Here is a 19,626-nt window from a genome sequence, read left to right on the forward strand (position 1 = left end):
AACAGGCTGGTGACGCCTTGCCCTGCCCACAGCATTGGCACGAAAACCGAGTCAAAGGAAAGGGCTGGCCAAAACCAGTCCCGCCAAAAAGAAAGGGCCGGTCAAAACCGGCCCTTTCAACATCGGTTGATCCGCTATCAGTTCGCCGGTGCCGGCGCAGCAGGCGCCGTAGACGGCGTGCCGTTGATGTCGTTGAAATAACGGAAGAAGGTCGAATCCGGGGACAGAACCAGCGTCGTGCCGTTTCCGCTCAGCGAATTGGCATAGGCAGCCATCGAACGATAGAACTCGAAGAAGCTCGGATCGCGCTGGAAAGCCTCACCGAAGACCCGGTTCCGTTCCGCATCGCCCTCACCACGCAGCACTTCAGACTGGCGACGTGCATCGGATTCGAATTCCACCACCTGACGGTCGGCAATAGCGCGGCGGCGCTGCGCCTCTTCATTACCGCGGGCGCGGATCAGTTCGGCTTCGGCCAGACGTTCCGACTTCATGCGCTCGAAGGTCTGCTGGGACACTTCCTGCGTCAGATCGGTACGGCGGATGCGGACATCCACAATGCTGATGCCAAGCGATTCCGCATCGGGACGCAGATCGTCGCGCACTTCCTGCATCATCGATGCACGCGCATCCGAGAGTGCGGATTCAAAGCCGCGCAGACCGTAGACCCGGCGCAGCGACGCGTCGAGACGGGTGCGAAGCCGTGATTCCGCCGACATCTGGTCACCCGAGACCGTCTGCCGGAAACGGCGCGCATCCGTGATGCGATAGACGACGAAGGCATCAACCTCGTAGAACTTGCCGCCGGAAACCTGAACACGGATATTGTCGTGATCGAAGCGCAGGGCCCGGTTCTCGACATATTGCACCCGGTCGGCATCCATGAAGGCGAAGGGCAGCTTGAAATAGAGGCCCGGCGCGGTTTTCACATCCTGGATCTGACCGAAGCGCACGACGATGGCCTGCTGGCGCTCGTTGACGACGAAGATCGAGGAATAGCCGAAGAAAAGCAGAACGGCGAGACCGACGAGAACGGCCGTAAGACGGTTGCTCATATCAGTTGCCTCCCTGCTGTGCTGCGCCGGCATTGCCGCGCATGATCTCATTCAGAGGCAGATAAGGCACCACGCCCTGCTTTTCGTCGATGATCACCTTGTTGGAGCCCTTCAGGACCTGTTCCATGGTTTCCAGGAACATGCGCTGACGGGTAACATCCGGTGCCGTGCGATATTGGTCATAGATGGAAACGAAGCGCTGCGCTTCACCCTGAGCCTCGTTGACGACACGCGATTTGTAAGCATTCGCCTCTTCGACGATCTGCGCTGCCTGACCGCGCGCGGCACCCAGCTTCTGGTTGGCGTACTGATTGGCTTCCTGAACGAAACGATCCTCGTCCTGTTCGGCACGCTGCACTTCATCGAAGGCGTCGGCCACTTCGCGCGGCGGCGCCGCATCTTCAATGGCCACGGCATTGATGGAGATACCGGCGCCATAACCGTCCATGGTGGACTGGATGATGGTGCGCACGTCTCCCGCAATCGCCTGACGGTTATCGCGGAAAATATCCTGCGCCGGACGACGGCCGACGACTTCGCGCATCGCGCTTTCGGAAACCTGTTGCAGGGTCTCGGCCGGGCTGTCGACGTTGAAGAGATAGGATTTCGGATCGGAAACCGTATAGAGCACCGAGAACTGCACGTTGACGATGTTCTGGTCGCCCGTGAGCATCACGCCGCTCGACGAGGAAGACGAAGCGCGCGAACCGATATTCTGCTGCTGTTCGGTGACCTTGACGATTTCAACCGTCTCGATCGGCCACAGATGGAAATGCAGGCCGGGCATCGAGATTTCGTCCTTCGGACGTCCGAAACGCAACTCCACGCCGCGCTCGTCCGGCTGGACGGTATAGATGGACTGGATTCCGAGGAACACCAGAACGACGAGAACAACAATCGCAACGGCGCCGCCATTAAAGCCGCCGGGCAGGACATTCTTGAAACGGTCCTGGCTGCGTCGGATGATCTCTTCCAGATCGGGCGGGCCGCCATTATTGCCGCCGCCGCCACCGCCGCGAGGCCGGTTAGGCCCCTGCCCCCATGGGCCGCCACCGCCGCCCTGGTTGTTTCCTCCACCGCCGCCACCCCAAGGGCCGCCGCCGCCATTCTGATTGCTCCAGGGCATCAATACCTCTTTATAAAAGCCTCTCCCGGTTCCGTTCGTAAGCGAATGCTCGCGTGCGGCGGGAATATCGACCCGTTATAGGAAGGAGAAGCGTCCGTTTCAACGCAGAGGTGGTAACTAAATACCCAATCAGGGTAAATAGTTCACTTTGACGCGGCTCTTCGCAAATAAGTGGTGAACAGAACCGGATAATTGTCCCTTTCCCCTGCGGGAGCGGCACTTTCCTCGATTTTTTCAAAGACGGCCGGATCGATTTCCGGGAAAAAAGTGTCGCCATCGAGCTTTACCGCCACATGGGTGACGGAAAGTTGATCGGCAAAGGGCATGGCCTGACGGTAAATCTCACCCCCACCGGCCACAAAAACCTCATCCACGCCCAGTTCCGCGGCCTTGGCTTTTGCAAGCTTCAGGGCCTCATCCAGCGACGAAACAACATCCACACCCGCCGGCCTGTAGTCGGCATTGCGACTGACGATGATATGCGGCCGCCCCGGCAGAGGGCGCTCGCCGACGGACAGGAATGTCTTCCGACCCATGATGAGCGGTTTGCCCATCGTCATCGCCTTGAAGCGCTTGAGGTCGGTGGAAAGCTTCCACGGCATGTCGAGATCGCGGCCGATAACGCCGTTTTCCGAGACCGCGACGATGAGGGTAACGCGCGGCTCACTCATACCGCGATCGGCGCCTTGATGCTTGAATCGGCCTCGTAATTCTCAAGCGTAAAGTCTTCGAACTTAAAGGCGAAAAGGTCCTTGACGTCAGGATTGAGGCGCATTGTCGGCAGGGCCTTCGGCGTGCGCGTCATCTGCAGCTTCGCTTGCTCGAAATGGTTGGCATAGATATGCGCATCGCCGAGCGTGTGGACGAAATCGCCAGGCTTCAGGCCGGTGACCTGCGCCACCATCAGCGTCAGAAGCGCATAAGATGCGATGTTGAAGGGCACGCCGAGGAAAATATCGGCCGAGCGCTGGTAAAGCTGGCAGGACAGCCTGCCGTCCGAGACATAGAACTGGAACAGGCAATGGCAGGGCGGCAACGCCATCTCGTCCACCAGCGCCGGGTTCCAGGCCGAGACGATGTGACGGCGGGAATTGGGATTGGTTTTGAGTGCCTCGATCAGAAGCGCGATCTGATCGATATGGCGGCCATCAGGGGCCGGCCATGAGCGCCACTGCGCGCCATAGACCGGGCCGAGATCGCCATTCTCGTCGGCCCACTCGTCCCAGATGGAAACGCCGTTTTCCTTGAGATAGGCGATATTGGTGTCGCCCTTCAGGAACCAAAGCAGTTCATGGATGATGGAGCGCAGATGCAGCTTCTTGGTGGTCAGAACCGGAAAACCTTCGGAAAGGTCAAAACGCATCTGGTAACCGAAGACAGAGCGCGTGCCCGTGCCGGTGCGGTCTCCACGGTCGGAACCGGTTTCCATCACATGCCGGAGAAGATCGAGATATTGTTTCATGCGTTCTGCCGCCGATTCCCTGATATCCAGCGAATATAATAGCACAGGGCGGCAGAACCAATCATCTAATGCGGGCTTATCCCCGTTAAATCAAAGCGACTGGAGTTTGCCCAGTTCCTTGGCGACAAGGTAATAGAAGGTCACGCGCGACTTGGAGCGGTCTGCGGCCATGGCCTTGGCGACAGCATCGATCGCCTGATCGGCGCTGCCATCGGTCACGCCGAGCTTCTTGCCGCACCAGCTCGCCTTCACACGCGCAAGCTCTTCCGGATCGGAAGCGGACACCAGCGAGGAATCCCGGTTGCGCAAGGCAATGCCGAGATGTTTGACGATCTTGCCGACAATGGCTTCGTCGGCTGCTGCATCGTATTTCTTCACATCTGCGAGATAGTCGGTCATGTCCACTCCTTCGTGTGTCCCCGGCCCGGTGTTGCTTCTGGTGACCGGTTGCATGGAGAATGTGTCAGCAATCTCCCGTCGTCAAGAATAGTCTAAATTGCCGGGGCCAAACACGAAACCTTTTCATGGAATTGTCATCGCCCCCCTTTTCTCGGGGACGGGAAACGCCTATATGAGCCTTGCCGGGGCAACCCGGCTATGGCGATAAACGGTCGGTGTAATAAACCTATTGGACCCGGGGGCGGTACCCGGCGCCTCCACCAAAAACCGACGGGCTTTGCAAGATCGAGGCCGGCTTTTGATGGGGGCGAAATAGGATCGACAAGGGCGTAAAGATCGAACTTTTGCTCGGCATGATACCGCCGTTATCGGGTCACAAGTGTAGTTGCAAACGACAACAACGCTAAGGAATACGCTCTCGCTGCCTAATGGCGGTGCGGGAATTCCGCTCTAAGTCCTCACGGTTAGCCCCGTGAGGCGGGGTTCGGAGGTACCTGGCAACAGAAACCTCCACCTTCTCCATTTTGCCTGAATTGGTTATATGATAGCTGACTTGTGATCGGCATCGGCTTTTCCGTTGCTGCCGTTCAGGACATTGCGTATACTTGGGCAACGCGTAGCCGTCAGGATCGAAATTGATCCTGGCTCAAGGATTACGCAAAAATTCAAAGTGTTACAGCGTCCCTGGCGCGCATGACGCGCCGTGCATTAAAAGACGTTCGAATAAGGGAAAGACAGGACCGCATGGGGCAGGATCATATCCGTTACGACATTCTCGCACAGGATGCCCTTCGCGGCGTTATTCGTAAAGTTTTGGGTGAAGTGGCCGCAACCGGCCGCCTGCCCGGCGACCATCATTTCTTCATCACCTTCCTGACCGGCGCGCCCGGGGTGCGGATTTCCCAGCACCTGAAGGCAAAATATGCCGAGCAGATGACCATCGTCATCCAGCATCAGTTCTGGGACCTGAAGGTTACCGAAACCGGCTTCGAAATCGGCCTGTCCTTCTCGGATACGCCGGAAAAGCTGGTCATTCCCTATAATGCCATTCGTGGCTTCTATGATCCTTCCGTCAATTTCGAACTTGAATTCGATGTGCCCCTGGCCGACGAGGAAGAGATGGAAGACGCCGAAATCACCGCCTACCCCGTTTCCAATGAAGCAAAGCCCGCTTCCACTGCGGAAGCGCCCAAGGCCGGTGAGGAAAAGAAGGAAGGCTCCGTCGTCTCGCTGGATGCTTTCCGCAAGAAGCAATAACAGCCTCCTGCCCCACCGCATGAAACTCAAGGAGACATATCCGCATGGCCGCCGATATCGTCAATCTGCGTCAGTTTCGAAAGCAGAAGGCCCGTAGCGAAAAGGAAAAACAGGCGGAACAGAACCGCCTGTCTTTCGGCCGCACCAAGGCGGAAAAAAACCTCACATCCGCCCTCAATGAGAAAGCCGAGAAGGCGCTGGATCAGGGACGGCTCGAAAAGGACGATGACAGGACCGACAGGGACTGATCATCCCGCTGACCGGAACTCCTCCCCGGGAAAATCAGAAGAGAATCACAAAACAGGGACTTACCGGCAAGACATGATTCAGATTTCCAGCCGGAGAGCGATGTGATGATCCGCAAACATTCCACGACATTGCATGGCCACCGGACCAGTATTTCGCTTGAGGATGCCTTCTGGGACGAGCTGAAAATCATCGCCGAAAAGCGCAAGATCAGTTTCGCCGCCCTGCTTGCGGAAATCGACGACAACCGGCCCGCCGACAGCAATCTGTCCTCATCCTTGCGAGTCTATGTATTGAGCTGGCTCAAGACACGCTGAGCATTTCTGGCAGCGTGTGAGATCGAAGCCAGCTCCCGGATTCCGCTTTATGGCGACTACTAATATTCCTGCTGAAAACTCGTAACGCCGTGAAAGCATTCATTAAACATTAGCTGATTAATCTGCGCTCCAAGGCATCCCCGTATTGCGTAGCCTTGCTTTCAATTTGTGTTTCAGACCTTTCCCTTTCCCTTTCACACCTCCGCCACGAGGCGACCCATGGTTTCTGCCGTTTCGGGAACGAACATCGCTGCTTCCGTTCTCTCGTCCTCAACCTCGTCTTCAACCGTCTCCGAACTGAAATCGCAGATTGCCGCAAAGCAGTCGGAGCTCGCCCAGACGACCGAAGCGAAAGCCCAGGAAGAGCTGAAGAGCACAATCGCATCGCTCCAGGCTGATCTCGAAACCCTCGAAAACAGTGCCGGTAAATCGTCCTCCTCGGGCGAAAGCGCGGATAGGCCCAGCCTGTCTGGCGAAAGCAGCAGGATTGGTACCAAAAATTTCGACGCCGACACGCCCTTCGGCGAGCGCGAAAGCTGGATTTGACGGGCTGTCTGAGCTCGCACGGTAAAGTAGCTGAAAGGGCAGACTCCAGAGCGCGTCGAAATGTGCCCTGAGACAGGGTTGCGTGCCTCAACTTCTCTCCTAAACGCACCGTCATCCTCGGGCTTGACCCGAGGATCCATGCTCGCGTCCGGTTGTGGATCCTCGGGTCAAGCCCGAGGATGACGGCGGGTTTCAAATGCGCGTTTGGGAGAGAAGTTCAATACTTCTGCAACCGGCGGAACGATTGCTGCCCGTCGCGAGAAACTTACGGATTAGCCGGCGCGTTTTCCGGCGCCAGTTCCCTGATGGCGTTCTCCGTTGGCGGCACAATCAACACCGGTGCGGACTGCGGCTCGGGAACGGGTTGTTGCTGTTGCTGTTGCTGTTGCAACCGCTCCTGCTGTTCCTTTTCCTGCCGAAGGCGCTCCTCGGCCGCAGCCTTCAGCCGCGCCTCCTCCTCCGCTTTGGCCTTGGCCTCCGCCTCCAGGCGATCCTTCTCCGCCTGACGTTCCGCCGCCTCAAAACGGTAAAGCGCCACTTCACGGCGCAGGCGCTGCTTTTCAAGAACGCTCGCCTGCATGGCCTCCACCCGGCGGCGCTCCTTCTCGAAAGCCCTGAGCGACAGATAATTGCTGAGCGCCGAAACATCGGTCGTCAAAGCCGGTGCGGCAAGCGGACCGGTGTAGTTCAGGCGCACTGACGGTTCGGCCCCGGCAACCGTCTCCGTGCCGGGATTGAAGAGAAGATCCAGGTCGCCATTCACGGTCGAAGCAGCAATATCCACCGTCGCATCAGCCGTCAGCTGCACCGGATCGATGCCGGCGCGCAGGTTCTGGAAGTGAAGCGCGCCGCCATTCAACGAAAATGGCAGGGCCACATCGCCGAGCGCTATTTCGCCCTGCCACAGATTCTGGTCCACCAACGGCCGCACCTTGGGTGCGTCGATAGGCTGCTGCAGGCCGTCTGCCGATTGCAATATCGGCGGAAAGGCACCGGGATTGAGGCCCTTCAGCGCGAGCCCGCTGGCACGGATTTCCCCCGAGCCGCCCGCCGATTTCAGGATTTCGGCAAGGCTTTTGCCCGTCGATTCGGCCGTAAGATCAAGTGCGACCCGCCCCGTTGCGACCGGCCCATTGGCGTTCGCCCACAATATCGGCTCCGGATTGGCATCAACTACCGCGATCTTGGTGCGGAAAATGCCTGCACCCCCGCCCGTCGACATGGCGAGCCGCCCCGTCAATTTGCCACCCATGAAGGTGCCGGCAACATCGTCGAGCGCGAGGCTGCCCTCATCATGCGTGACCTTGGCCGAAAGACCCGTGACCGTACCGAAAGGACCAGCCTCGAAACTCTCCGCTTTCAGCGACAGCGACGCCTTCAGCTGCGGGAAAGCCGGCATGGCCAGAGGCTTGGCATTGAGTGCGCCGGTTTCCGGATCGATCACCGGTCCATAGATCGCATCTCCCAGCCAGGCGAGATCGGCGGTTCTGACGGAAAGAGCACCGGTGATGGGATAGGGAGCCGCGCGGTCAACCGTCAGATTGCCGGAGAAAGGATTACCGCCCGCCTGCCCGCCTATGCCGGAAAGGGCGATCTTTTGCCCATCCACAGCCACCTTGCCGTTGGCCTTCAGCGCCATGCCGCCGCCAAGCTGCGGCAGGCCGACCGCATTCATGATGAGATATGGCTCGATATCAGCGCTTTCGAGCGCCACATCCGCACTGCCTTCACCGAAATTGGCGGCCGAAACGGCAAAGGAGCCGTTCATCGAAAAATGCGTGCGCTCGGTCGAAAAGCGGATATCGGTCTGCGCGGGTGAACCGAGCGTGCCGTTGAGCTTGACGGAAAGAAGCCCTTCCCCATCCGCATCGAACGGCAGCGGATCAAGCCCCGCCTGCCCGAACAGGATCGCGGTCGACTGGTTTTTCAACACCGCTTCCAGCGACATCGCCGTATCGTCGGTGATCGACAGGAAATCCGGCATCTTGGCGACGGCCGAAAGCCGGCTGCCATTGACGGTGCCGGAAACCGCGACATTTGCGCCGCCATTATCGCTATTGACCGAAACATCCATGGCAAGGTCGGAATTGGCGTACCAGGGCGCACTAGCCGCCAGACGCCTGAGGAACGGATGATCAGGCAATTTCTGCTGCAGCATGGTGAAGAAAGGCTGCATGTCCGTTGCATGCAAATTCACCGTGCCCTTGCCGGCATATTTCAGCAGCGAGCCCTGCAACTGTCCCTTGGCGCGTACTTCCGCGCCGGCAATATCGCCGGCCGTCATGTTTTCAAGCGAAAGAACGCCACCCGCCATCGTAAAGGCGGTTTCCACATGATTTGCGGTTACACCCGCCATATTGAACCGGTCGGCCTTGAACTTGGCATTGATGCGATGGTCGAGAACCGAACTTCCCACCTGATCGCCGAGCGCGAGGCTACCGAGCGCTTTCAAGGCATCGAGGTCGATCTCGTTGCCGGCAAGATCGATGGAAAGATTGGAAGTCTTGCCATCGGAGCGCCGCTCCAGCTCACCCTTCAGCGAGGCATCGCCGATGGCAAGCTCCAGATTGTCGAAACGCTGGTTAAGCGTCGTTAGCGAGACATCGGCGGAAAAACCGGCGGCATTCAACTGGCGGATCGCCGGGTCGACGGAACCGGAAAGCCAGTTCGCCAGCCCCGAAGGCTGGTTGGAGGCAAGCAGCAAATTGCCGTTGAAGGCAGGGCCGCCGAGAAGTGTCAAAGACCCCTTGGCTTCCAGCTGCGTCCTGCCGGGCAGCGTCGCAACCGCATTCACCACCTGCCAGCCGCTCCCCTCCGGGCGCACATCCAGGCGGATATCGCGAATGGTCGTATCATCTGAAACGAGCGCCGGAAGGCTGATGCTCGCCTTGCCCGGCACCGGCGGCACCGGAATGCGCGCAACCATGGCCGCAAAGGCCTCGATGCGCTGGCGCACCGAGGCGGTGGGCTGGCGCGAGGTCTTGCCCGTCTGCACGACAGGTGGCGCGAAGCGGGCGACATCGATCTGCTGGCCATCGGCCGTCAGCAGGAATTCCGGCTTGGCACCGGTATCGAGCGTCGCTTCCCCGGTGACGACATAGGGATTTTCGCTGCCGCCGAGTTCCATGCGGTAGCTCGGGATGCGCACACTCTCATTGGTGAGTTCAAAACTGCCGCGGGTGCGCGGCGAGGAAAACAGCGATTGTCCGGCCTGCTGCTTCTGCTTTTCGTCCTCACGGAAACTGAAGGAGAAAGAACCGCTATAGGCCGGCTTTCCCGCTGTTGCGGCAATCACGCCATCGAGATCAACCTCGACCGGATGTTCGTCCGGCACCAGCCGCACCCGGAGCCCCATGCGGCCGGCGGCATAATCCGGCTCGCTGCTGGAAAGCGAGAACGAGCCCGGATGCCCGTCAACGGCGGCGCGTCCCTCGGCCTTCCACGGCCCGGCCAGCGAATTGGCGGACATGTCGGCATTGAGACCGGTCACGACTCGGTTGCGGCCGGATTGCTCGTCGATGAATTCGATCTGCCCGCCTTCGATCTGCACGCTTTCCAGAACCACGGTGCGCGCGGGAATTTCCGCGCGGCTGCCGCGCATCCAGTCCAGCGTGCCGTCCTTCAGCAGCCTTATCTTGGCTTTCGGTTCCTCGATGCGCATGTCGAAGATGCGCGCTTCGCCGGAGAGGAAAGGTGCAAGCTCGGCATCCATGGAAAAACGGGCGACCTGAATGAGCGGCGATCCATCCGCATCCGTTCCGGCGCGCACATCATGCAATGTCACCGAAGGGAAAGGCAGGATACGGGCTTCGACGCGGCCATGCACCACCACCTTCTTGCCGAGGATACGGCTTGCCTGATCCTCGAAATCGCGGCGGAAATCCGTCCAGTCGACGAAATAGGGAATAAGCAGCGCCGAAAACAGCACCACGGCCAGCAGTCCGCCCAGAAAAACCAGAATACGCCCGAGCACTGACCTGCATCTCCCTTCGCGAACGCTGCAAACCTATTCTTTTCTGCCTTAACGGCAAGCAGCCTTTTGTACCAATCAAATATGAGAATGATCAGACAAGACGGAACAACTTGCCCGGATTGAAGATGTTATCGGGATCGAGCGACGTTTTGATGGCACGCATCATATCGAGCGCATTTCCCGCCTCTTCGGCCAGAAAACTCATCTTGCCCTGGCCGATGCCATGTTCACCGGTGCAGGTGCCGTCCATGGCGATGGCGCGGCGGTTGAGGCGGGCGACGAAGGCTTCGGTTTTCGCAACGCTTTCAGCGTCCTTGCCGTCGAAGAGGATGAGGACGTGGAAGTTTCCATCGCCCGCATGGCCGACGATCGGTGCGAGAAAGCCGTTTTCCTTGATATCCTGCTGCGTTTCCACCACGCAATCCGCCAACCGCGAAATCGGGACGCAGACATCGGTGGAAAGCCCGTCGAGATGGGGCGCAAGCGCGCGGGAAGCCCAATAGGCATCGTGCCGCGCCTTCCACAGCTTGTTGCGCTCGGCCGCGTCACTCGTCCAGCGGAAATCGACGCCGCCGCATTCGGCGGCGATCTCGGCGAACTGCTGCGATTGCAGCGCCGCCGTTTCCTCGGTGCCGTGGAACTCCACGAAGAGTGTCGGTTTCTCCGCATAGTTCAGGCCGGAATAGGCGTTGCAGGCCCGCACCTGCACTTCGTCCAGCAATTCGATGCGGGCAACCGGAACCCCCATCTGGATCGTCATGATGACAGCATCGCAGGCCGCCTTGACGCTGTCGAAGGTGCACACCCCGCCGGCGATTTTTTCAGGAATACCCTGCAAGCGCAGCGTTACGGAAGTGATGACGCCCAGCGTCCCCTCGGCACCCACGAAAAGCCGCGTCAGATCGTAACCCGCAGATGATTTGCGGGCGCGGCGGGCGGTGCGGATTTCCTCGCCATTGGCAACGACGGCGGTAACGGCCAGCACATTGTCCTTCATCGTGCCGTAACGCACGGCATTGGTACCGGAGGCCCGCGTCGAGGCCATGCCGCCGATGGAGGCATTGGCACCGGGATCGATGGGGAAGAACAGGCCGGTATCGCGCAGATAGACATTGAGGTCCTCGCGCGTCACGCCCGGCTCCACCGTCACGTCAAGATCTTCGGCATTCACCTCAATGATGCGATTCATCCGGCTGAAATCGATGCAGATTCCGCCGTTCGGCGCATTCACCTGCCCTTCCAGCGAAGAACCCGTTCCGAAAGGAATGACTGGCACCTTATATTGCGCGCAGACCTTCACCACGGCCTTCACATCATCGGCGCTCTCGGCAAAAACGACACCGTCAGGCGCCTGTAGCGTCAGATAGGTGGTCGTGTGGCCGTGCTGTTCGCGAAACGCCTGTCCGGTCTGGAGCCTGTCGCCGAGCTGCTGCTTCAGCACCGCGAGTGCCGACGCGATGCCCTCTTCGTTCCGCTTTCCCGCCACCACATCTTTCAGCGCCATCGTCCGTCTCCACCGCAACATCTGCCCGTAACGGATTCGATCCGTTACGAAATTCCGTCAGGTGGTATGGGATAAGGTTAACGCTTTGTCCAGCATCGCGATTGCGCCAAACACTGTTTGGCGGCAACCGTTTTTATTCCGCCGCCAGCAGCGGCTTGTCCTCTTCCAGCGCCTTGCGGCGGGCGGCAAGTTCAAGCTCGCGGTGAAGGCGGATTTCCTCGTCCGCCTGCGGTTTGGCGAAGCGGGCGATCAGCAGGTAGGAGACCGGCGTGATGTAAAGCGTCACCAGCGTCGCAAAGCCGAGGCCGCCGACGATGACCCAGCCGAGCGCGATGCGCGCTTCCGCGCCCGCCCCCTGCGCCAGCACCAACGGCACACCGCCAAGAATGGTGGCGATCATCGTCATCATGACGGGGCGCAGGCGGATGCTCGTTGCCTTTTCAATGGCTTCCCGCACGGTTGCCCCCTGATCCCGCAGATGATTGGCGAATTCGACGATGAGAATACCGTTCTTCGCCATCACCCCGACAAGAAGCACAAGCCCGATCTGGCTATAGACGTTGAGGCTCGAGCCGGTGACAAGCAACGCGATGACCGCGCAGGCAAGGCCGAGCGGCACCGTCGTCATGATGATGACCGAGCTCAGTACGCTTTCGAACTGCGCGGCCAGCACGAGGAAGATGATGGCAATGGCGAAACCGAAGGTCAGCAGCATGCCGCTCGAATTTTCCTCCAGCGTCGCCGCTTCACCGAGCGGCAGCAGGCGTGCGCCGGCCGGCATGACGGATTGCGAAAGCTCATTCACCTTTTGCAGCGCCTCGCCCAGCGAAACGCCGTCCTTGAGATTGGCGGTAAAGCCGACGGAGGGAAGTTGCTGCTCGCGGTTGAGCTGCGGCGCAACCGCATTTTCCTTCAGCGTGGCGATGACCGACATCGGCACGATCTTACCGTCGCCCGTCTTCAGGAAGACGTTTTCCAGATCGGTCGGATCGTTGATCGGCCGGGTGGAGGACAGGAGACGCACCGGGATCGCATCGCCATCCACGAAGACGTCGACAATCGAGCGCCCTTCCAGCAGCGACTGCATGGCGCGCGACAGGCCGGTGATATCGATGCCGAGATCCGACGCACGCTCGCGGTCTATAGAGACGGAAATCTGCGCCTGATTGGGTTCATTGTCGAAACGAGGCGTGTCGAACAGGCCGCTTTCCTCCATGGAAAGCAGCAATTTCTGGGTTGCCTCGGTCAGCGCCGCATAATTGCTGCCGACCATCGCCATCTGCAGGCCGTTGCCGGCACCGCGAATTCTGAGGCTGTTCGGCTGCATCGCATTGCCGCGCAGCGCCGGCACCCTGTTGGCGGCGGAGGTGACATCAGCGGCAATCTGATTCTGCGTGCGCTCGCGGTCGGCCCAGGGCGCCAGCGTCAGCACCATGAAACCGGTATTGGACGAGCCGTTCATGCCGGTGATGGAGTAGATATTGCGGATCTCACCGCTGTCGCGCAGCGGCTGCAGGTTTTCTTCGATCCGCTGCAGCTGGTCTCGGGTATATTCGAGGCTGACGCCCTGTGGTGCGGTAACCCGCATCATGACCGAGGCGCGGTCCTCGCGCGGCGTCAGCTCGTTCTGGATCATGCCGAAGGCGATCCACGACAGGCCGGAAAAGATGAGCGCAACAACGATGACGATCAGCGGATTGTTAAGGCAGGCGGAAAGCGTCGTTTTGTAGGTGGAGGCAAAGACATTGCCGAACCAGGCAAGCGGCCCCGTCGGTTCCTTCAGCCCCTCCTTCAGCATGCGCGAAGCGAGCATCGGGCAGAGTGTCAGCGCCACGATGGAGGACAAACCCACCGCGAAGGCCAGCACGAAACCGAATTCGCGGAACAGGCCGCCAAGCTGGCCCGGCAGGAAAGAGAGCGGAATGAACACGGCGGCAAGCGTCGCCGTCGTCGCGATGACCGCGAAAAACACTTCCTGCGTGCCGAGAACGGCGGCGGCGCGCGGCCCCATGCCCTCCGCCCGGCGGCGCACGATATTTTCCAGCACCACGATGGCGTCGTCGACCACGAGACCCGTCGCCAGAACAATGGCGAGCAGCGTCAGGATATTCACCGAGAAGCCAACCATGTAGATAGCGACGATGGTACCGATCAACGCCACCGGCATGGTAATCGCCGGAATAAGGGTGGCGCGCCAGTCGCGGAGGAAGAGATAAAGCACAACGACCACGATCAGCGCAGAAAGACCAAGCGCCAGTTCAACCTCGTGCAATGCGCCTTCGATGAAGACGGCGTCATCGCTGGTGATGACGATGCGCGTGCCTTCCGGCAAGTTGGCCGACATGGCATCGACCGCGGCCTTCACGCCGGTGGAAATGTTGAGCGTGTTCGATTGCGCCTGCCGGATGACGCCGAGACCGACGCCCTGCACGCCATTAGAACGCAACGAGGTGGATTCGTCGTCCGCCCCCAGCATCACGGTCGCAACATCACGCAGGCGGATATTGTCCTTGATGAGGAGGTTGGAAAAATCCTCAGGCTTCGTCAGGCTGGCCGTGGCGCGCACGACGATGTCCTGCGTCGTGCTTTTCAGCGATCCCGCCGGCACATCGAGGGCAGCACTGGCAAGCGCATTGGAAACATCGGTCACGGTCAGACCACGGCTGGCGAGCGCCGCCTGATTGAGATCGACCCGGAAAACCTTTTCCTGGTCGCCGTAAAGCTCCACATCGGCAACGCCATCGACGGCGGCGAGACGGTCGATGATTTCGTCATCCACCAGCTTGGTCAGGTCTTCCATGCTGAGCGTGGAGGAAGTGACGGCAAGGCGCATGATGGGCTGGCTGTCGGAATCCGCCTTGATGATCTGCGGTTCGTCGGCATCATCGGGCAACTGGTTGGTGACGCGGCCGATGGCGTCGCGCACGTCGTTGGCGGCAACCGCCAGATCGACATTGTCGCCGAATTCCAGCGTCACGCGGCTGGTGCCGAATTGCGAGTTGGACGAAATGGACTTGACGCCGCTGACACGCGCCACCGCACCTTCGATAGTCTGCGTCACCTCCTGATCGATGGTTTCCGGCGCAGCCCCCTCATAGGTGGTCCTGACGCTGATCGTCGGCCGGTCGACGTCAGGCAGTTCGCGCACTTCAACGCCCACCAGCGCGGCAAGGCCGGCAACGACCAGCAGCGTATTGATAACCGCCGCCAGAATGGGCCGGCGCACGAACAGTGCCGTAAAGGCGAGCTTGGAATCCTTAACCGAGGGCGGCTGCGTCGTCATTGGCTGGCGACCTCCTCGGGCTTCGGCTGGTTGCCGACGCGGACCGCGCCGCCTTCCCTGACACGCTGAAGGCCCTCGATCACGACAGGCTCACCATCCGCCAGTTCCGCCTTGACGAGAACCGCATCGGGATTGCGCTGCACGATCTGCACCCGCACCTTGTTCGATTTATTGTCGGTCACACGCCAGACATAGGAGCCTTCCGCATCCCACTGCACGGCCAGCGGATCGACCGAGGCATAGGTTTCCCCGGCAAAACGCATGGTGACGCCGAAGGACATGCCGGCCCTCAGCTCGTCTTCCTCATTGCCGAACTTCGCCCGGATGCGGATTGTGCGGCTCGCCTCATCGACGCGGTTGTCGACGGCCTCGATCTCGCCCTTGAAGGTCTCACCCGGCCGGGAAATGGACGTGGCCTCCACCGGCATGCCGACCTTGATTGCGGTTGCAAACCGCTCGGGAGCCCAGAAATTGACGAGAATTTCGGACCGGTCGTCGATGCTGACGATGGTGGACTGCGTGGTGACATTATCGCCGATATTGGCGGCGACAATACCCGCCACACCCTCTATCGGCGCAACGATGTCGCGGCGCTTGAGATTGAGTTCGGCGGTGCTCAGCGCAAGCTTGGCGGCTTCTTCGGCAATCTGCGCATCCATCACGTCAAGGCGGGAAACGGATTTCAGGTTCTTGTAGGAATTGGATTTTTCAACGGCGCTGCGCAGCACCACCTGTGCCTTGTCGCGCTCGATCACCTGTTCTTCATCATCGAGCCGCGCAAGCACCTGCCCTTTCACGACACGTGCGCCGGAAGAGGTGCGGATTTCGGAAAGCGTACCGGAAGCCTGCGGCATGACAACGACGGACTGGATCGCCTCGCCATTGCCGATGGCATTCAGCCGGTCATTGACGGTGCCTTTTTTGACGGGAGCAGTCACGATCAGGGTCGCATTGTCATTACGGCGTCCACCGCCGGCGTTTTGACCCGAACCGGGCGTGGCGGCAGCAACCTCAATGGCGCCGGCAGGCGTTTTGCCGATCCCGATGCTGGCCAGCACATTGCGGGCTTCGGGCGAATAGAAGCCCCAGAGACAGAGCCCCGCTCCCACCACGGCAACACTGACACCCACCTGTTTCCAGACCCGCATATATTTCTCCGGTTGATCCGCGCAGCACGATATATTCCCGAAAACGACACGTTCCGGGACAGGTGCAGTATTCCCGCTTGGCCAAGGCAAGGCAACGCACAAATCCGTTCCTTACGTAATTGTAATTTGGGCGCAATTGCCGCCAGAAGCAGCCAATCCGCAATCCATCCGTGCATTCCTGTCGTAAATATCCGCCATTGGGCTAATCTGCGCCACCGCGAACCACAATGAGAGGAAGCCATGAGTACCGTGACGAAAACCGAAAACCCGGAAACCGACCCGCGCGTGAAAGCGGTGTTCGATGATATCCGCGCCACCCGCAAATCGGATTTCATCAACAATATGTGGCTCTACCTCGCTTTCGATGCCGATCTGCTTGAAAAGACCTGGAGCGAGGTCAAGGCGGTGATGGCAACCCCTTCAGCGCTCGATCCCGTGGTGAAGGAAATGCTTTATATCGCCGTTTCCGTCACCAATGGCTGCTCCTATTGCGCCCATTCCCACACGGCAGCCGCCAAAGCGAAAGGCATGACGACAGAGCAGCATGCCGATTTGCTGCGCGTCATCGCGCTTGCCGCCAAGACCAACCAGCTTGCGGTGGCGCTGCAAGTGCCCGTTGACGCCGCTTTCGACGCCGACAGGCAGGCATGAAGTGAAAAAATGCCTTGGAATAGGCGTTTTGACTGACGATACCGGAATAAAAGCAGAACACGGTTCTGGCCTTTATATCCCGAATCACTACATTGGGCCGCATGAGCAACAGTTTTGACGATATGCCGTTCTTCGATGAGGAACCCGTGGCGCCACGCAAGGCGACGAACAATGCCGGTGCGGAAAGCGGCGGCGGGCTTGGCATTGCCGCCCGCGCCATGGCGGCGCGCGATCAGACGCGTGCTGCGCCCGACTATCTTTCCGGTCTCAACCCGGAACAGCGCGAGGCAGTGGAGACGCTGGATGGTCCCGTTCTCGTGCTCGCCGGCGCCGGCACCGGCAAGACCCGCGTTCTGACGACCCGTATCGCCCATATTCTGGCCACCGGCCGCGCCTATCCAAGCCAGATTCTTGCCGTGACCTTCACCAACAAGGCCGCCCGCGAGATGAAGGAACGAATCGGCGTTCTCGTCGGCGGCGCTGTCGAGGGCATGCCCTGGCTCGGTACGTTCCACTCTATCGGTGTCAAGCTTTTGCGCCGCCATGCCGAACTCGTCGGCCTGAAATCGGACTTCACCATTCTCGATACCGATGATGTCGTGCGGCTGATCAAGCAACTCATTCAGGCCGAAGGTCTTGATGATAAGCGCTGGCCGGCAAAACAGTTCGCCGGTATGATCGACGGATGGAAGAACAAGGGCCTGACGCCGCCGGATATTCCGGAGGGCGACAGCCGCGCCTTCGCCAATGGCAAGGGCCGCGAGCTTTACACCGCCTATCAGAACCGCCTGAAGACGCTGAACGCCTGTGACTTCGGCGATCTACTGATGCATCCGATCAGCATCTTCCGCCGCCACACCGATATTCTGAAGGAGTATCACCAGAAGTTCCGTTACATTCTGGTGGACGAATATCAGGACACCAATACGGCGCAATATATGTGGCTCAGGCTGCTTGCCCAGCGCGCCAAGGGCGAACCGCAGAATGTCTGCTGCGTCGGTGACGACGACCAGTCGATTTACGGCTGGCGCGGCGCGGAAGTGGACAATATCCTCCGCTTCGACAAGGACTTCCCCGGCGCCAAGGTCATCAAGCTCGAACGCAACTACCGCTCCACCGAGCATATTCTCGGCGCGGCCGGCCATCTGATCGCGCACAATGAGGGCCGTCTCGGCAAGACCCTGTTCACCGAACGCAGCAGCCCTGATGACGAAAAGGTCGTGGTGCATGCGGCCTGGGATTCCGAGGAGGAAGCCCGCGCCGTCGGCGAGGAAATCGAACAGCTCCAGCGCAAGAACCATAATCTGAACGACATGGCCATCCTCGTTCGCGCCTCCTTCCAGATGCGCGAATTCGAAGACCGTTTCGTCACGCTTGGCCTCAATTATCGCGTCATCGGCGGCCCGCGCTTTTATGAGCGCCTCGAAATCCGCGACGCCATGGCCTATTTCCGCCTTGTCTGCCAACCGGCCGACGATCTCGCCTTCGAGCGGATCGTCAACACGCCGAAGCGCGGTCTTGGCGATACGACGATCCGCAATCTGCACGACTATGCCCGCGCCCGCGATATTCCGATGCTGGCGGCGGCCGCCGACATCATCGAGACCGACGAACTGAAGCCGAAGGCACGCAAGGCGCTGTTCGATGTGGTGCAGGATTTCCGCCGCTGGCAAGGCCTCCTGGAAAACACCGAACACACCACGCTTGCCGAGCAGATTCTCGACGAAAGCGGCTATACCGCCATGTGGCAGGCCGACAAGACGGCCGAAGCGCCCGGACGGCTTGAGAACCTGAAGGAACTCATCCGCTCCATGGAGGCCTTCGAGAGCATGCGCGGCTTCCTTGAGCACGTCGCCCTCGTCATGGATGCCGAACAGAACGAAAATCTCGATGCCGTCTCCATCATGACGCTGCATTCCGCCAAAGGTCTGGAGTTCGACACCGTCTTCCTGCCCGGCTGGGAAGAAGGCCTGTTCCCGCACCAGCGGGCGCTGGACGAAGGCGGGCGCTCCGGTCTGGAGGAAGAGCGCCGTCTTGCCTATGTCGGCATCACCCGCGCCAAAAAGCTCTGCCATATCTGGTTCGTATCGAACCGGCGTATCCATGGCCTATGGCAATCCACCCTGCCCTCGCGTTTCCTCGATGAACTGCCGCCCGCCCATGTGGACGTTGCGGCATCCGACAGCAATTACGGCGGTTATGGCGGACGCGGCGGCTACGGCCAGTCCCGTTTCGACAAGGCCGAGCCCTTCGCCAATAATTATTCCACCCCCGGCTGGAAACGCGCGCAGCAGAACCGCTCCGACGCCACCCGCGACAATTGGGGCACGCGTTCCGGCCATGCGGTCGAGCGGATCGGTTATGGCGAAAGCGGCCCACGCACCCGCACGATCGATGGTGAACTGGTGGCGAAATCCGTAGCCGACACACCATCGAAGTTTTTTGTCGGTGACCGCGTCTTCCACCTCAAATTCGGCAATGGCAACATCTCCGCCATCGAAGGCAACAAGCTGACCATCGACTTCGACCGCGCCGGCCAGAAGCGCGTGCTGGATGGATTTGTGGAAAAGGCCTGATTCGACAACCACGAGTGCCCGGGCGCGCGCTTTTTCCATGGCACCCGTCATGCTGTTGCAATAAAGGAGTTGCAACAGGGTGT

15 protein-coding genes and 1 other RNA gene are annotated in these 19,626 nt (G+C 59.9%); 7 read left to right on the forward strand and 9 right to left on the reverse strand.

Annotated elements, in window-relative coordinates; genetic code table 11:
* Positions 1-137: 137 nt before the first annotated feature.
* The 5 genes from hflC to AGR13A_RS10050 form a co-directional block, all read right to left on the reverse strand.
* Positions 138-1,055 carry a protease modulator HflC gene (gene hflC, locus AGR13A_RS10030; RefSeq protein WP_003494972.1) on the reverse strand — a complete coding sequence of 306 codons (918 nt, stop codon included), beginning with the start codon at positions 1,053-1,055 and terminating at the stop codon, positions 138-140.
* A 1-nt stretch (position 1,056) separates the two neighbouring features.
* Complete coding sequence (gene hflK / locus AGR13A_RS10035; RefSeq protein WP_080835111.1) at positions 1,057-2,181, reverse strand: FtsH protease activity modulator HflK; 1,125 nt, start codon at positions 2,179-2,181, stop codon at positions 1,057-1,059.
* A 143-nt stretch (positions 2,182-2,324) separates the two neighbouring features.
* Positions 2,325-2,852 (reverse strand): dihydrofolate reductase, encoded by a 528-nt coding sequence (locus tag AGR13A_RS10040; protein ID WP_035220603.1) that lies wholly within the window; start codon positions 2,850-2,852, stop codon positions 2,325-2,327.
* Complete coding sequence (locus AGR13A_RS10045) at positions 2,849-3,643, reverse strand: thymidylate synthase (protein ID WP_035220600.1); 795 nt, start codon at positions 3,641-3,643, stop codon at positions 2,849-2,851. Before AGR13A_RS10045 ends, AGR13A_RS10040 begins: the two co-directional genes overlap by 4 nt.
* A gap of 90 nt (positions 3,644-3,733) precedes the next feature.
* A complete protein-coding gene (locus tag AGR13A_RS10050) occupies positions 3,734-4,042 on the reverse strand; it encodes a DUF2853 family protein (protein WP_035220597.1) in 309 nt (102 codons plus the stop codon).
* 142 nt (positions 4,043-4,184) lie between these two features.
* Here AGR13A_RS10050 and ssrA point away from each other — a divergent pair.
* The 5 genes from ssrA (at position 4,185) to AGR13A_RS10075 (ending at position 6,408) form a co-directional block, all read left to right on the forward strand.
* Positions 4,185-4,557, forward strand: a transfer-messenger RNA (tmRNA) gene (gene ssrA, locus AGR13A_RS10055).
* Positions 4,558-4,786: 229 nt separating this feature from the next.
* Entirely contained in the window at positions 4,787-5,299 is a 513-nt protein-coding gene (locus tag AGR13A_RS10060) for an SspB family protein (RefSeq protein ID WP_035220594.1), read from the forward strand.
* Between the two features lie 44 nt (positions 5,300-5,343).
* A complete protein-coding gene (locus AGR13A_RS10065; RefSeq protein ID WP_003494961.1) occupies positions 5,344-5,547 on the forward strand; it encodes a DUF4169 family protein in 204 nt (67 codons plus the stop codon).
* A gap of 105 nt (positions 5,548-5,652) precedes the next feature.
* Entirely contained in the window at positions 5,653-5,862 is a 210-nt protein-coding gene (locus tag AGR13A_RS10070) for a ribbon-helix-helix domain-containing protein (protein ID WP_035220590.1), read from the forward strand.
* 219 nt (positions 5,863-6,081) lie between these two features.
* The gene (locus AGR13A_RS10075) at positions 6,082-6,408 is read left to right on the forward strand and encodes a hypothetical protein (RefSeq protein ID WP_035220585.1); all 327 of its coding nucleotides are present in this window, start codon (positions 6,082-6,084) and stop codon (positions 6,406-6,408) included.
* Positions 6,409-6,673: 265 nt separating this feature from the next.
* Here AGR13A_RS10075 and AGR13A_RS10080 read toward each other — a convergent pair whose 3' ends face one another.
* The 4 genes from AGR13A_RS10080 to AGR13A_RS10095 form a co-directional block, all read right to left on the reverse strand.
* Positions 6,674-10,381 carry an AsmA family protein gene (locus AGR13A_RS10080; protein ID WP_080835114.1) on the reverse strand — a complete coding sequence of 1,236 codons (3,708 nt, stop codon included), beginning with the start codon at positions 10,379-10,381 and terminating at the stop codon, positions 6,674-6,676.
* Between the two features lie 91 nt (positions 10,382-10,472).
* The gene (locus AGR13A_RS10085) at positions 10,473-11,885 is read right to left on the reverse strand and encodes an FAD-binding oxidoreductase (RefSeq protein ID WP_080835117.1); all 1,413 of its coding nucleotides are present in this window, start codon (positions 11,883-11,885) and stop codon (positions 10,473-10,475) included.
* Between the two features lie 133 nt (positions 11,886-12,018).
* On the reverse strand, positions 12,019-15,168 hold the full coding sequence (locus AGR13A_RS10090; protein WP_080835120.1) for an efflux RND transporter permease subunit: 3,150 nt from the start codon (positions 15,166-15,168) through the stop codon (positions 12,019-12,021).
* Entirely contained in the window at positions 15,165-16,316 is a 1,152-nt protein-coding gene (locus AGR13A_RS10095) for an efflux RND transporter periplasmic adaptor subunit (RefSeq protein ID WP_080835122.1), read from the reverse strand. The genes AGR13A_RS10090 and AGR13A_RS10095 overlap by 4 nt, the downstream gene beginning before the upstream one ends.
* A 240-nt stretch (positions 16,317-16,556) precedes the next feature.
* Between AGR13A_RS10095 and AGR13A_RS10100 the strand changes: the two genes are divergently transcribed.
* Both AGR13A_RS10100 and AGR13A_RS10105 read left to right on the forward strand, forming a co-directional pair.
* On the forward strand, positions 16,557-16,967 hold the full coding sequence (locus AGR13A_RS10100; RefSeq protein ID WP_080835126.1) for a carboxymuconolactone decarboxylase family protein: 411 nt from the start codon (positions 16,557-16,559) through the stop codon (positions 16,965-16,967).
* A 101-nt stretch (positions 16,968-17,068) separates the two neighbouring features.
* Positions 17,069-19,543 carry an ATP-dependent helicase gene (locus AGR13A_RS10105; RefSeq protein WP_080836739.1) on the forward strand — a complete coding sequence of 825 codons (2,475 nt, stop codon included), beginning with the start codon at positions 17,069-17,071 and terminating at the stop codon, positions 19,541-19,543.
* The last annotated feature ends 83 nt before the right edge of the window (positions 19,544-19,626 follow it).

Origin of the sequence: Agrobacterium genomosp. 13 str. CFBP 6927, from assembly GCA_900012615.1 — a bacterium.
Taxonomy (GTDB): domain Bacteria; phylum Pseudomonadota; class Alphaproteobacteria; order Rhizobiales; family Rhizobiaceae; genus Agrobacterium.